A 14498-nucleotide genomic window follows, 5' to 3' on the forward strand; every position below is an offset into this window, starting at 1 on the left:
GCGGAAGGGAGCAACAGGGGCAGGGCGATTTTCTGGCCCAACACCCAGCCGGCAATTGGCTCTTCAGCCGGCCCTACCGCCGGAAGAACGAAGATATCGTCGAACTCGCCGACGCCGTCTCGGGCTTGGGGGCGGTCGCCGCGGGCTGGGCCGCAGGCGGCGGCGCGGGCTCCTCGCGCTTCGACGAGCGCTTGGACGAGTAGCCGCGGCGTCGCTGCGGCCTCTCGGGCTTTGCGCTCGGCGCGGGCGCGGTTTCGGCTTGCGGTGCCGCGTCCTGATTCTTCTCCGTGTTCTTGTCCTGAACACGGTCCTGAGACTTCTCTTGTGTCTTCTCCGAGCCGCCGCGCATCGACAGACGCTGGCCGTCGAACACGGTGGTCTCGCAGTGGCGCTTGTTCTCGGCGAGGCCCGCGCAGAGTTTGGCGGCGGCCGCAGCGTTGATGAGCGGGCCCGCGCCCAGGCGGAGCTGCATCCCGAGGCCCGTGTTGCCTTCCTTGATCATGATGATCGGCCGGAGTGTGGCGATCTCCGGGTTGGATTTGGTCAGGCCGCGCCACAGCGCACGCAGGCCGTCGACCGAATTCGCGCCGCCGAGGTCGATGGCAAAGTGCGTCTGCTGGACGGAAATCGCAGGCGCCTCGGCGTCGGTGGCGTCCGCCGGCTTGACCGGCGCGGTGGCGACTTCGACCGGAGCGGGCGCCGGCTCGGGCGCCTTCTCGGTGGCCTTGTCGGTCGGCTCGGGCTGAATCAGTTTCGCCGCGGCGGGATCGGGCGGCGCCATGATCGACTTCGAGGGCACCAGCGGAAGGATCGGCAGGGCCGAGGTCGTCACGGGCGACTGCGGGACGAGCGAGGCGGCAGAAGCCGTCTGCGGCGGCGGGCTGGGCTGATCCTTCGCAGCCTCTTTCGAACTGTCCTTCGAGGTTTCCTTGCCGGAGCCTGTGCGTGGCCGGTCGACCAGCGACGCCGCAGTCGAGGCGACCGGCGCGACGTCAGGTGCCGGGGCCGCAGGCGGTGCGGCGGCGACGGGCGTGTCCTGCGGCTTCGGCGCGGGCGCCTGTGACGATGCCGCGTTCTGCTTGGCGATGGCGCCGGTGACGGAATCAAGCCCCTGCTCGAGCACGGTGACGCGCTCATAGAGCCGGTCGCGATCGGTGTTCAGCGTCTCGATGGCGGAGGTCAGGCGGCGGGCTTCGAGCTGGCTTTCCTTGGTCAGCACCTGGAGCCGCTCGGACTGGCGGGCGAGATCAGCAGAGGCGACCTGGTCGCGGCGCCAGCCGAGCTGGGCCTGGTTGGCCATCACGGCGACCACGACGGCGCCGACCGCGGCGACGCCCCATGAGCCCAGCCGCCATAGCAGGCGACGATCGAACGTGCCTTCCTCGGCCAAAAGTCCGGAGAACAGTCCGCCGGTCTCCTTGTCGCCGAAGGCATCCGCCAGTGGGTCGGAATCCTTTGCCATGAACGTTTGGTGCCCAGCCCTGTCCGGCTTCCCCGAATCAATCAGGGAACATTAACAGGAAAACCCACGCGCACTTGAATTCCGGGCGTTTGCGGGGGTAGCAAGACGACAGGTTCAGGCGATACCGGTTCGCCGCTCTCGGCTGATGGTCGATTCGGCCGTATTTGACAGGATTGCGATGACCGCCCGCTCAAGCCTCACGATCGTTCTCGCCGCCGGCGAGGGCACGCGCATGCGATCGAGCCTGCCGAAAGTGCTGCATCCGGTCGCTTCCCAGACATTGCTTGCCCATGTGCTCGGCGCCGCGCCGCAGGGAACCGGCACCGCGCTCGCGGTGGTGATCGGTCCCGATCACCAGGCCGTCGCCGACGAGGCAAGGCGGATCCGCCCCGATGCACTCATCTTCGTGCAGGGCCAGCGCCTCGGCACCGCGCATGCGGTGCTGGCAGCGCGCGAGGCGATCGCGCGGGGCGTGGATGACGTCCTGATCGCCTTCGGAGATACGCCGTTGATCTCGGCCGAGACGTTTGCACGGCTGCGCGCGCCGCTCGCCGGGGGCGCGGCGATTGCCGCGCTCGGTTTTCGCGCGGCGGATCCCACCGGGTACGGCCGCTTCATCGTCGAGGGCGATCGCCTGGTCGCGATCCGCGAGCATGCCGACGCCAGCGCGGACGAGCGCAAAATTGATCTATGCAATGCCGGCGTGATGGCGATCGACGGGCGCCGTGCGCTCGCGATCCTGGACAGGATCGGCAATGCGAATTCCAAGGGCGAATATTATCTGACCGATGCGGTCGGCATCGTCCGCGAACAGGGATGGGAGTCCGTCGTGATCGAAACCAGCGAGGACGAAGTGCGCGGCATCAACACCAAGGCGCAACTCGCAGAGGCGGAAGCCGTGATGCAGGCACGGCTGCGCAAGGCTGCGATGGAGGCCGGCGTCACGCTGATCGCGCCTGAAACCGTCTATCTCGCGGCCGACACCGTGTTCGGCAAGGACGTCACCATCGAGCCCTTCGTGGTGATTGGCCCCGGCGTGACGATCGCCGACGGCACCGTGATCCACTCCTTCTCGCATATCGTGCAGACCACGCTCGGCAAGAACGTCTCGATCGGCCCCTATGCGCGTCTGCGTCCAGGCACCTCGCTCGGCGACGGCGCGCGGATCGGCAATTTCGTGGAGACCAAGGCTGCGACGCTGGAGGCCGGCGTCAAGGTCAACCATCTCTCCTACATTGGCGATGCCACGGTCGGTGCCAATTCCAACATCGGCGCCGGCACCATCACCTGCAACTACGATGGCTTCAAGAAGCACAAGACGGTGATCGGGCAGGGCGCCTTCGTCGGCACCAACTCCTCGCTGGTCGCGCCGGTCAGAATCGGCAACGGCGCCTACATCGGCTCGGGTTCTGTGATCACGCGCGACGTGCCTGATGATGCGATGGCGCTGGAGCGCAACCAGCAGACCATCCGCGAAGGCGGCGCTGCGCGTTATCGCGAGATGAAGACGGGCGGCAAGAAGCCGGAGAAATGAGCGGCCGGGTGCCGATCCCCGATCGGTGTTGTTTGGGATTGCGCGCGTATGGACGACAAGTTCATCAGCGATATGGTCACGTTCCTCGCCGAGAACGTCATCACGCCGCCGGGACGATGGGTGCTGGAACAGTTCGGCGTTCGCCACCCGCGTGAGCACGAGATCGCATCGCTATTCACCGGAATAGCGTTCTGGGTGCTCGTCGTTGTCCCCGTCTGTACCCTGGTGCTGGGATGGTGAGGCTCGCCGCTATTCATCGTCGGCGAATTCGGAGAAGATCGCGCGGGTCAGGCGCCAGCCGCGCGGCTTGGCGCGCTTCACCGGTTCGCCTTCCGGATGCTTGATGAAGACCGGCTTGTTTTCCTTGCCGCGCTGGGGCGGGGGCCAATGCGCAAGGTGCGTGCCGGAGGTCTCGCTCGCGCTCAGATATCGCGAAAACAGACCTTTGCGGTCGGACGTAGCTTTCATGGCCCATGATCTCCTGGGCGCGAATCGTTGGCCAAACTTGTTGACAACGAGTTAATGCGCACGGTTAAACCCGGCCATGACGATGCGGGCAACGGATTGCCGTCATCGGACACTGTCGCAATCCGTTATAATTATTGAGTATCTGGTTCGCGGGGAACTTCGCTAAAAATCGAGCGCGTCGTTTAGGCGATTTTTCGACGATTTGGGGGATATTGGTCCGCATGTGCGGGATTGTCGGCATTCTCGGGCGCGAACCGGTTGCGGAGCAATTGGTGGATTCGCTCAAACGTCTCGAATATCGCGGCTACGATTCCGCGGGCGTCGCCACGCTTGAAGGCAAGCATCTCGAGCGCCGCCGCGCCGAGGGCAAGCTGAAGAATCTGGAGAAGCGGCTGCAAGCCGAGCCGCTCAAGGGCACCACCGGCATCGGCCATACCCGCTGGGCCACCCACGGCAAGCCGACCGTCAACAACGCCCATCCGCACGCAACCGAACGGCTCGCTGTCGTCCACAACGGCATCATCGAGAATTTCCGCGAGCTGCGCGAGGAGCTCGAGGGGAAGGGCACGGTGTTCCACACCGAGACCGACACCGAGATCGTGCTGCATCTCGTCGATGATCTCCTGACGCGCGGCAACAAGCCGGTCGAAGCGGTGAAGCTGACGCTGGCGCGCTTGCGCGGTGCGTTCGCGCTCGGCTTCATCTTCGCCGGCGACGACGACCTCATGATCGGCGCCCGCAACGGCCCGCCGCTCGCGATCGGCTACGGCGATGGCGAGATGTATCTCGGCTCGGACGCGATCGCGCTCGGGCCGTTCACCGACACGATCAGCTATCTCGAGGATGGCGACTGGGTCGTGCTGACGCGCAAGAGCGCGACGATCTTCGACAAGGACGGTCGGGCCGTCGCGCGCGACAGGATCAAGCTCGCTGCCTCGACCTCGCTGGTCGACAAGGCGAACTACCGCCACTTCATGGCGAAGGAAATCCACGAGCAGCCGGAAGTGGTCGGCCACACGCTGGCGCGCTATGTCGACATGGCGACCGAGCGCGTCTCGCTGCCGGTCAAGCTGCCGTTCGACTTCAAGGACATTCAGCGCATCAACATCACGGCCTGCGGCACCGCGAGCTATGCCGGCATCGTCGCAAAATACTGGTTCGAGCGCTTTGCGCGCCTTCCGGTCGAGGTCGATGTCGCCTCCGAATTCCGCTACCGCGAAGCACCGCTGCGCAAGGGCGATCTCGCCATTTTCATCTCGCAGTCCGGCGAGACCGCCGACACGCTGGCCGCACTGCGCTACGCCAAGGCCGAGGGCGCGCACACGATTGCCGTGGTCAACGTGCCGACCTCGACGATCGCGCGCGAGAGCGAGACCGTGCTGCAGACGCTGGCCGGCCCCGAGATCGGTGTCGCCTCGACCAAGGCTTTCACCTGCCAGCTCATGGTGCTGGCGAATCTGGCGATCGCGGCCGGCAAGGCGAGAGGCGAATTGTCCGACGACGACGAGACCAAGCTGGTTCACGGTCTCGTCGAGATCCCCCGCCTGATGTCGGACGCGCTCACCACCGAGCTTCAGATCGAGAAACTCGCGCAGAGGATCGCAAAATCCCGCGACGTGCTCTACCTCGGACGTGGCACCAGTTTCCCGCTGGCGCTCGAAGGCGCGCTGAAGCTCAAGGAAATCTCCTACATCCATGCCGAGGGCTATGCGGCCGGCGAGCTCAAGCACGGTCCGATCGCGCTGATCGACGAGACCATGCCTGTTGTCGTGATCGCGCCGCACGACCGCGTGTTCGAGAAGACCGTCTCGAACATGCAGGAGGTCGCCGCCCGCGGCGGCAACATCATCCTGATGACCGATGCGAAGGGCGCGGCCGAGGCGACCGTGGATTCGCTCGTCACCATCGTCATGCCCGACATGGCCGCCGCCTTCACGCCGATGGTCTACGCCGTCCCGGTGCAGCTGCTCGCCTATCATACGGCGGTGGTGATGGGCACTGACGTCGACCAGCCGCGCAATCTCGCCAAGTCGGTGACCGTGGAATAGGCATCAGGGATTCCGGTCGGATTGCTTCGTGGTCTTCCAAAACCTGCTAGAAGACCCTAGCTTGCTTGAAGCGACCGACTGGAACCCGAATGACCGCCCGCGACGACGCGCCTGCGCCTCTTGATCCCGCCCCGGAACCGCATACCGGCCTGATCGGCCGTTTCCGCAATTATTTCCTGACGGGGCTGATCGTCACCGGTCCGATCGCGATCACGCTGTACCTGGTCTGGTGGTTCGTGACCTGGGTCGACGGGGTGGTGCGGCCATTTGTGCCGCTGGCTTACCGGCCCGAGACCTATCTGCCGTACGGCGTTCCCGGATGGGGACTGATTGTCGCATTCTTCACCCTGACGTTGGTCGGCTTCCTCGCCGCGAACCTGATCGGCCGCACGCTGGTCGACGTCGGTGAAACCTTCCTCGGCCGGATCCCGGCGGTACGCGCGATCTATCGCGGCCTGAAGCAGGTGTTCGAGACGCTGTTCTCGGGCAAGGGCTCGAGCTTCCGGAAAGTGGGCCTGGTCGAGTTTCCATCGCCCGGCATGTGGTCGATCGTGCTGATCTCGCAATCGCCGAGCGAGGACATCGCGCGCAGCCTGCCGGGGCAGGAGGAACATGTCTCGGTATTTCTGCCGTGTTCGCCGAACCCGACCACCGGCTTCTTCTTTTACGTGCCCAGGAGCAAGATCATCGAGGTCGACCTCAGCGCCGAGGATGCCGCAACGCTGATCATGTCCGCCGGCGTGGTGCAGCCTGGCTCCGCGCCGGACCCGAAGAAGGCCGCCGCGCTCGCGGGGATGGCCAATGCCGCGCGGATCGCCAATGCCTCTGCGCTCAGGCCCGAGCCTGCGAAGGTGGAGTAGGGCCATTCCGCGACGGGATGGCCGCGGGTCGTCCGGGCGTTCGTGTCCTCTGCTATCGTTCCGGTCGAACTGAGCGTAACGCTCGCAATTCGAACTGGAGTGCCCGATGTCCAAAACCATTGCGATCCTCGCGCCCGGTGCCATGGGCAGCGCGGTGGCCCGTCGTCTCGGCGAGAACGGCGCGCGCGTGCTGACATCCTTGAAGGGGCGAAGCGAGGCGACGGTGAAGCGGGCCGCGGATGCCGGCATGATCGGCGCAGAGGACAATGCGATTGCGGACGCCGACATCATCCTTTCGATCGTGCCGCCGGGCGAGGCGGTGGCGCTGGCCGAGCGGCTGGCGGCCTTGATCGTCAAGCGCAGCAAGAAGCCGGTCGTGGTCGACTGCAACGCCGTCAATGTCGACACGGTGAAGCGGATCGAGGAGATCATCGGATCGGCGCAAGCGCCCTTCGTCGACTGCGGCATCATCGGCTTTCCGCCGCAGCCCGGTGGCAAGAGCCCGGCGTTCTATGTGTCTGGCGAGCATGCCAGGAGCGTGGCAGTGCTGAAGGATTTCGGCCTCGACCTGCGCATCGTCGAGGGCCCGGTCGGCGCGGCCTCCGCGCTCAAGATGTCCTATGCGGGCATCGTCAAGGGGCTCGCCGGGATCGGCTCGGCCATGGTGATCGCGGCAACCAAGGCGGGGGCCGCGGACGCGCTGCGCGACGAACTCGCGCTGAGCCAGCCCGCGATCCTGGCGCGGCTCGAGGTCGCGCTGCCCGACATGATCCCGAAAGCCTATCGCTGGGTCGCGGAGATGCAGGAGATATCCGGCTTCTTCGGACCCGATCATCCGGCGAGCCAGATCTACGAAGGCTTTGCCAGATGGTTCGAGCATCTGGCCGCCGACGCCAAAGCGGAGGCGGTCGATGCGTCACTGCTGAAGGCGTTTGCGGCCGGTATCGGGAAGAAGAAGGCCTGACGATCGGGCATTTGCGATCAGTCTGCTTGCCATTGCCATATGACGATGGCTGACTGTCGCTGACGTGAGACGGGAGTTCGAATGCGAGTTCTGGTGATCGGCGCGGGCGCGCTCGGTGGATATTACGGAGCCTGCGTGGCACGGGCAGGTGGCGACGTGACGTTTCTGGTTCGTGGGAAACGAGCCGAACAGTTGCGCCGTGACGGACTGCAGATCGTAAGCCCACATGGCAATTTTGCCGTGCAGCCGAAGATCATTCAGGCCAATGATCTCAAGGAGCCGTACGACGTCGTGCTCGTCGGCGTGAAGGCCTACTCGCTCGATGACGCGACGAGCCAGTTCGCTCCCGCCGTCGGCACCAGCACCATGGTGCTGCCGATCCTCAACGGGTTGAAACATATCGACGCTCTGACCGCGAAGTTCGGCGCCGCGCGAGTCCTGGGTGGGTTGGCGAATGTCAGTGCTGGCCTCGATGCGGACGGCCGCGTCGTTCAATTCATGGCCAACCAGACCATCGTCGTCGGCGAGATCGCGGGCTCGCTCAGCGAGCGTGTGCTCGCGCTGGAGACGCTGCTCAATGTCCCCGGGATCGACGTGCGCGCCAGCGAAGCGGTCATGCAGGACATGTGGGAGAAGTTCGTCCAGCTCTCGACGCTCGCCGGTATCACCTGCCTGATGCGCGCGAGCATCGGCGACATCCTGGCCGTGCCGAACGGCGAGCAATCGATCTTCCGCCTGTTCGCCGAATGCTGCGCCGTCGCGACCGCCTCCGGATTCGAGCCGCGCGCGCCATTCATCGAGTTCGATCGAAAGCTGTTCACCACCCTGGACTCGCCGCTCAAGGCTTCCATGCTGCGCGACATCGAGCGCGGCTCGATGACCGAGTCCGAGCATATCCTCGGCGATATGGCCAACCGGGCTCGCACGCTCAACGTCGACACGCCGTTGCTGGATCTGGCTCGCGCCCACGTCGCGGCCTATGAAGTCGGGCGCCGAAGGAGCGCGAGCTAACCCGCTCCGATCAGCGGGATCGCCTCGTCGCGCTCGTAGAGATACAGTAAGCAGCGCAGCGCCTCGCCGCGCTCGCCCTTGAGCTTCGGATCGTCCTTCATGATGCGCAGTGCTTCGTCACGGGCCTGCGTGATGAGCTGGCCGTGGACCTCCGAACGCGCGATGCGATAGCCGGGCAGGCCGCTCTGGCGCACGCCCAGCACGTCGCCTTCGCCGCGCAGCTTCAGATCCTCTTCGGCGATGCGAAAGCCGTCGGTGGTCTCGCGGATCACCTTCAGTCGCGCCTTCGACATCTCGCCGAGCGGCTCGCTGTAGAGCAGGATGCAGGTTGAAGCCTCCGATCCGCGCCCGATGCGGCCGCGGAGCTGGTGCAGCTGGGCAAGGCCAAACCGCTCGGCATTCTCGATCACCATGATGGTGGCGGCCGGCACGTCGACGCCGACCTCGACGACGGTGGTGGCGACCAGAAGTCCGATCTCATGGGCGGCGAACTGGCCCATCACCCGGTCCTTCTCTGTGCCCTTCATCTGTCCATGCACCAGGCCGACGCGATCTCCAAAGCGCTTCTGCAGGCTTTCGAAACGCTTGGTCGCGTTGGTGAGATGCTCGGCGCCCTCGGCCTCGGACTCCTCGACCAGTGGGCAGATCCAGTAGACCAATTTTCCCGATTGCAAAGCACGGCCGACGCCGTCCATGACCTCGCTGAGACGGCTCATGGCAACAGCGCGGGTGTCGATCGGCTGCCGGCCGGCCGGCTTTTCGCGCAGCTCCGAGATGTCCATGTCGCCGAAATAGGTCAGCACCAGCGTGCGGGGGATGGGGGTGGCGCTCAGCACCAGCACGTCCACGGCTTCGCCCTTCGACGTCAGCGCGAGGCGCTCGCGCACGCCAAAGCGGTGCTGCTCGTCGACGATTGCAAGTGCGAGATCTTTGAAGACGACGTCGTCCTGGATCAGAGCATGGGTGCCGACGAGCAGGTCGATCTCGCCCTCGACAAGTTGGGTGATGATCTCGCGCCGCTCCTTGCCCTTTTCGCGGCCGGTGAGGATCGCGACACGCATGCCGGCGCGCTCGGCGAGCGGCGCGATGGTCTTGATGTGCTGGCGCGCCAGGATTTCGGTCGGCGCCATCAGCGCGGCCTGCTTGCCGACTTCAGCCACGGCCGCGGCCGCCAGCAGCGCCACCACGGTCTTGCCGGAGCCGACGTCGCCCTGGAGCAGGCGCAGCATGCGCACCGGTTGCTTCAGATCGTCAGCGATGGCCGCCGCAGCGTTGCGCTGGGAGGGGGTCAACGCATAGGGCAGGGCGTCGATGATCTTGTTGCGCAAATGCCCGTCGCCGGCGTTGCGCACGCCGGCAGGCCGCCGCAATTGGGCTCGGATCAAAGCGAGCGCAAGCTGGCCGGCCAGCAGCTCGTCGAAAGCAAGACGCGACCAGAAGCGTTGATCGGGCAGGATGTCCGTCAGCTCGACCGGCTGATGCACGCGATTGAGCGCTTCGGTAACAGGCGGGAAGTTGCAGCGGCGCAGCACCTCCGGGCTGATCCATTCGGGCAGCGCCGGCAGCTTCTGCAAGGCCTGCGCGATGGCGCGGCGGAGCGAGCCGAGCGCGAGGCCCTCGGTCAGCGGATAGACGGGATCGATGCCGGAGAGCTTTGCGATCGCCTCTTCATCCAGCACGCGATCGGGATGTACGATCTGAGGAGTGCCGTCATACATCTGCAGCGTACCGGAGACGTAACGCTTCTCGCCCACGGGCAGCAGCTTTTCGACATAGCCGGGCTTGGCGCGGAAGAAGGTCAGCACGACATCGCCAGTATCGTCGCTGGCATAGACCAGATACGGCGCCCGCGCATTGCGCGGTGGAGGCGGGCGGTGGCGGTCGACGGTGACCTCCAGCGTCACCATGGTTCCCTGCACGGCGTCGCGGATCTTCGGCCGGGCCCGGCGGTCGATCACCTGGCTCGGCAGATGCAGCAGCAGGTCGACCAGCCGCGGCGTCTCGCTCCGGCTGAGCAGATATTGCAGCAGCTTGTCCTGCTTCGGACCGACGCCGGGCAGGCTGGTCACGGGAGCAAACAGCGGATTGAGCAGGCTGGGGCGCATGGATGCGAATCTAGGATCGTTTCGGCCCGTCATGCCCGGCTTTATGCCGGGCATCCACGTCTTTTTTCTTAGCGCCTCCAGCGGGTGCGGCCATGCCAAATCGAGGGCTGACATGGCCAGTTCCAGTGGCTATATCACCCCGGCCCGGCACGTCCGGGCTTTCGGCGTTTGACTGGATTTGAGACATGACGGGAACGACACGATCGAGCAGCGGACTGGACGATCGCCGCAAGCGGCTGCTGTTCCGCTGCTGGCACCGCGGCACGCGCGAGATGGATTTGATCCTCGGCCGCTTCGCGGATGCCGAGATCGGCAATTTGTCCGAGGCTGAATTGACCGAGCTCGAGACCCTGCTCGAGGTCAACGATCCCGATCTCTATGCCGCCATCACGGGTGACAAGCTGCTGCTAGCCGATGTCACCGGCGCGCTGTTCGCCCGCATCAAGGCCTATCCAATCGCGGACAGCGACGTATGAAGCTGGGCATGAAATCTCCGGCCGAGCTGCTCACGCCCGGCCGCGCGCTGACGCTTGCCAATGTCGCGGAAGGAGCGGAAGGCCTCGTCGTCTCCGACCTGGCGCGCGCGATCGCGGCGCGGCCGAAGAAGCCGGCTGTCAGCCTCGCGGTGGTCTGCCGCGACGGCGGGCGGATGCAACAGCTCGAACGCGCGCTGCAATTCTTCGCGCCCGATCTGCCGGTGCTGACCTTTCCGGCCTGGGACTGCCAGCCCTATGACCGCGTCTCGCCGCATGGCGGCATATTGGCGCAGCGCCTAACGACGCTGGCGCGGCTGGCCGCGCTCACCGGCAGCGACAAGCCGCTGATCGTGCTGACCACGGTGAACGCCGTCGTGCAGCGCGTGCCCGCGCGCGAGCTCGTCGCCGCGCAGGCGCTGTCGGTCGCGCCCGGCAATGTCGTGCCGATGGACACCATCGTCGCCTGGCTCGAGCACAACGGCTACAACCGCTCCTCGACGGTACGCGAGCCCGGCGAATATGCCGTACGCGGTGGCATCCTCGACCTGTTTCCGGCAGGCCTGGAACAGCCGGTTCGTTTCGACTTCTTCGGCGACAGTCTGGAATCGATCCGGTCCTTCGATGCCGAGACCCAGCGCACGCTGCTCGACATGCGCTCGCTCGATCTGGTGCCGATCTCGGAATTTCAGCTCGTCACCGACACGATCCGCCGCTTCCGCATGGGCTATGTCGCCGAGTTCGGCGCGCCCGAGCGTGACGATGCGCTGTACGAGGCGGTCAGCGAAGGCCGCCGCCACCCTGGTATGGAGCACTGGCTACCGCTGTTCCAGGACCGGATGGACACGCTGTTCGATTATCTGCAAGGCGCCGCCGTCGCGATCGAGCCGCAGGCCGAGGACGCCATCCGCGAGCGCTTCAAGCAGATCCAGGACTATTACGAGGCCCGCCGCGATGCGATGGAGCATCCGGGCGGCGGCGCCATCTACAAGCCGCTGCCGCCTGATCGGCTGTATCTGACCGAGGAGGAGTGGGGCAAGCGCGAACGCGATATGCCGCTGATCCGGCTGACCGCCTTCTCCGTTCCGGCCGACGGCACCAGCGTCGTCGATGCCGGCGCGCGCAAGGGCCGTGATTTTGCGCCTGAACGTAACGACTCGACGGTCAACGTGTTCGAATCCGTCGTCAGCCACGTCATGACGCTGCAGGCTAGCCGCAAGAAGGTCGTGATCGCGCTCTGGAGCGAAGGCTCGCGCGACCGCATGACCTCGATGCTACGCGATCACAAGCTGACCCATACCACCAGCGTCAACGCCTGGCGGACGGTGCAGGCCACCCCGCGCAACGAGACGATGCTCGCCGTGCTGGGCCTGGAGAGCGGTTTCGAGACCGACGAGATCGCTGTCATCAGCGAGCAGGACATTCTGGGTGACCGCCTGGTGCGGCCGCGCAAGGCGAGCCGCAAGCTCGACAATTTCATCTCGGAAGTCACGAGCCTCACTGCGGGCGACATCGTCGTCCACGTCGATCATGGCATCGGCCGCTTCATCGGCCTGCAGACCCTCGACGTCGCCGGCGCGCCGCATGACTGTCTCGAGCTGCATTATGCCGCCGAGACCAAGCTGTTCCTTCCCGTCGAAAACATCGAGCTATTGTCGCGCTACGGCTCCGACCAGACCACGGTCGAGCTCGATCGTCTGGGTGGCTCCGGCTGGCAGACGCGCAAGGCCAAGCTGAAGAACCGCATCCGCGAGATCGCGGGCGAGTTGATCAAGATCGCAGCCGCGCGCCATCTGCATGAGGCGCCCAAACTGCCGGTGCAGCAGGGGCTCTATGACGAATTCTGTGCACGCTTCCCCTATGATGAGACCGAGGACCAGCTTGGCGCCATCGAGTCCACGCTGAAGGATCTCGAGCTCGGTCGTCCCATGGACCGGCTGATCTGCGGCGACGTCGGCTTCGGCAAGACCGAGGTAGCTTTGCGCGCCGCGTTTGCCGTCGCGCTCGAAGGCAAGCAGGTTGCCGTGGTGGTGCCGACCACGCTGCTGGCGCGGCAACACGCCAAGACTTTCGCGGAACGCTTCAAGGGTTTTCCTGTCAACGTGGCGCAGGCCTCCCGCCTGATCGCGACCAAGGAGCTGAACCTCGTCAAGAAGGGCATTGCCGACGGTTCGGTCGATATCGTCGTCGGCACCCACGCGCTGCTCGGCAAGGCCATCAAGTTCCGCGATCTCGGCCTCGTCATCGTCGACGAGGAGCAGCATTTTGGTGTCACCCACAAGGAGCGGCTGAAGGCGCTGCGTTCCGAGGTGCATGTGCTGACCCTGTCGGCAACCCCGATCCCACGCACATTGCAGCTGGCGCTGACCGGCGTCCGCGAGCTCTCGATCATTGCCTCGCCTCCGGTCGATCGCCTCGCGGTCCGCACCTTCGTCGCCCCGCACGATCCCTTGATGATCCGCGAGGCGCTCTTGCGCGAGCGCTATCGCGGCGGCCAGGCGTTCTACGTCGTGCCGCGCATCGACGATCTCGCCGAGGTCAAGGATTTCCTCGACAAGAACGTGCCGGAGATGAAGGTCGCGGTCGCGCACGGGCAGATGCCGCCCGCGGTGATCGAGGACATCATGACCGCATTCTACGACGGCAAGTTCGACATCCTGCTGTCGACCACCATCGTCGAATCCGGTCTCGACATCCCCAACGCCAACACGCTGATCGTGCATCGCGCCGACATGTTCGGTCTTGCCCAGCTCTATCAGCTCCGCGGCCGCGTCGGCCGTTCGAAACTGCGGGCCTATGCGCTGTTCACGCTGCCGGCGCAGCAGAAGATCACGGCGCAGGCCGAGCGCCGGCTCACGGTGCTGCAATCGCTGGAGACGCTCGGTGCCGGCTTCCAGCTCGCCTCGCACGACCTCGATATCCGCGGCGCCGGCAATCTGCTCGGCGAGGAACAGTCCGGCCACATCAAGGAAGTCGGCTTCGAGCTCTATCAGTCCATGCTGGAGGAGGCGATCGTCAACCTCAAGGCCGGCGTGTCCGAGCCCGCCGCCGACCGCTGGTCGCCGACCATCACCATCGGTATGCCCGTGCTCATTCCGGAGGACTATGTTGGCGATCTCTCGGTGCGACTGTCGCTGTACCGGCGCCTCGCCGATCTCGACAGCGAGGAGGAGATCGAGAACTTTGGCGCGGAAATGCGCGACCGGTTCGGCGTGCTGCCGGACGAGGTGCGCTACCTGTTCAAGGTCGCCGCGATCAAGGCGTTCTGCCGCCAGGCCAATGTCGAGAAGATCGATGCGGGCCCGAAGGGCGCCGTCATCACCTTCCGCGACAATTCCTTCGCCTATCCCGATCGCCTGGTGTCGTTCATCAAGAGCCACGGCCAGGCCGCCAAGGTGCGCCCCGACATGAAGGTGGTGTTCCTGCAGGATTGGGAAACGCCGGAAGAGCGTCTCGCCGGCACCACCGAGATCATGCGGCAATTGTCGCAGCTCGCGCAGAAAAAGAAGGCGGCGTAGGACTCCGCTCTCACCACGTCATTGCGAGGAGCTCTTGCGACGAAGCAATCCAGAA

The 14498-nt window shown here is 65.4% G+C and carries 11 protein-coding genes; 8 read left to right on the forward strand and 3 right to left on the reverse strand.

Annotated features, from left to right (window positions below):
* Positions 1-73: 73 nt before the first annotated feature.
* Positions 74-1462 (reverse strand): hypothetical protein, encoded by a 1389-nt coding sequence (locus XH89_RS19385; RefSeq protein ID WP_194462061.1) that lies wholly within the window; start codon positions 1460-1462, stop codon positions 74-76.
* 178 nt (positions 1463-1640) lie between these two features.
* Here XH89_RS19385 and glmU point away from each other — a divergent pair, with 178 nt between their 5' ends.
* Positions 1641-2996, forward strand: coding sequence for a bifunctional UDP-N-acetylglucosamine diphosphorylase/glucosamine-1-phosphate N-acetyltransferase GlmU (gene glmU, locus XH89_RS19390; RefSeq protein WP_194462062.1), 1356 nt, complete (start codon positions 1641-1643; stop codon positions 2994-2996).
* Positions 2997-3044: 48 nt separating this feature from the next.
* The gene (locus XH89_RS19395) at positions 3045-3236 is read left to right on the forward strand and encodes a hypothetical protein (protein WP_194462063.1); all 192 of its coding nucleotides are present in this window, start codon (positions 3045-3047) and stop codon (positions 3234-3236) included.
* Between the two features lie 9 nt (positions 3237-3245).
* On the opposite strand, the gene XH89_RS19400 is transcribed toward XH89_RS19395, so the two are convergent.
* The gene (locus tag XH89_RS19400; protein WP_194462064.1) at positions 3246-3464 is read right to left on the reverse strand and encodes a hypothetical protein; all 219 of its coding nucleotides are present in this window, start codon (positions 3462-3464) and stop codon (positions 3246-3248) included.
* Positions 3465-3685: 221 nt separating this feature from the next.
* Here XH89_RS19400 and glmS point away from each other — a divergent pair, with 221 nt between their 5' ends.
* The 4 genes from glmS (at position 3686) to panE (ending at position 8347) form a co-directional block, all read left to right on the forward strand.
* The gene (glmS, locus tag XH89_RS19405; RefSeq protein ID WP_194462065.1) at positions 3686-5512 is read left to right on the forward strand and encodes a glutamine--fructose-6-phosphate transaminase (isomerizing); all 1827 of its coding nucleotides are present in this window, start codon (positions 3686-3688) and stop codon (positions 5510-5512) included.
* 89 nt (positions 5513-5601) lie between these two features.
* Positions 5602-6372 (forward strand): DUF502 domain-containing protein, encoded by a 771-nt coding sequence (locus tag XH89_RS19410; RefSeq protein ID WP_194462066.1) that lies wholly within the window; start codon positions 5602-5604, stop codon positions 6370-6372.
* Positions 6373-6478: 106 nt separating this feature from the next.
* Positions 6479-7336: an NAD(P)-dependent oxidoreductase gene (locus tag XH89_RS19415; RefSeq protein ID WP_194462067.1), complete on the forward strand. Its 858-nt coding sequence runs from the start codon at positions 6479-6481 to the stop codon at positions 7334-7336.
* Between the two features lie 81 nt (positions 7337-7417).
* A complete protein-coding gene (gene panE, locus XH89_RS19420; protein ID WP_194462068.1) occupies positions 7418-8347 on the forward strand; it encodes a 2-dehydropantoate 2-reductase in 930 nt (309 codons plus the stop codon).
* On the opposite strand, the gene recG is transcribed toward panE, so the two are convergent.
* The gene (recG, locus tag XH89_RS19425; protein WP_194462069.1) at positions 8344-10452 is read right to left on the reverse strand and encodes an ATP-dependent DNA helicase RecG; all 2109 of its coding nucleotides are present in this window, start codon (positions 10450-10452) and stop codon (positions 8344-8346) included. The genes panE and recG overlap by 4 nt on opposite strands.
* Positions 10453-10637: 185 nt before the next feature.
* Here recG and XH89_RS19430 point away from each other — a divergent pair, with 185 nt between their 5' ends.
* A complete protein-coding gene (locus XH89_RS19430; RefSeq protein ID WP_194462070.1) occupies positions 10638-10928 on the forward strand; it encodes a succinate dehydrogenase assembly factor 2 in 291 nt (96 codons plus the stop codon).
* The gene (gene mfd / locus XH89_RS19435) at positions 10925-14443 is read left to right on the forward strand and encodes a transcription-repair coupling factor (RefSeq protein ID WP_194462071.1); all 3519 of its coding nucleotides are present in this window, start codon (positions 10925-10927) and stop codon (positions 14441-14443) included. Before XH89_RS19430 ends, mfd begins: the two co-directional genes overlap by 4 nt.
* Positions 14444-14498: the final 55 nt, after the last annotated feature.

This window comes from Bradyrhizobium sp. CCBAU 53340, from assembly GCF_015291645.1.
Classification (GTDB): domain Bacteria; phylum Pseudomonadota; class Alphaproteobacteria; order Rhizobiales; family Xanthobacteraceae; genus Bradyrhizobium.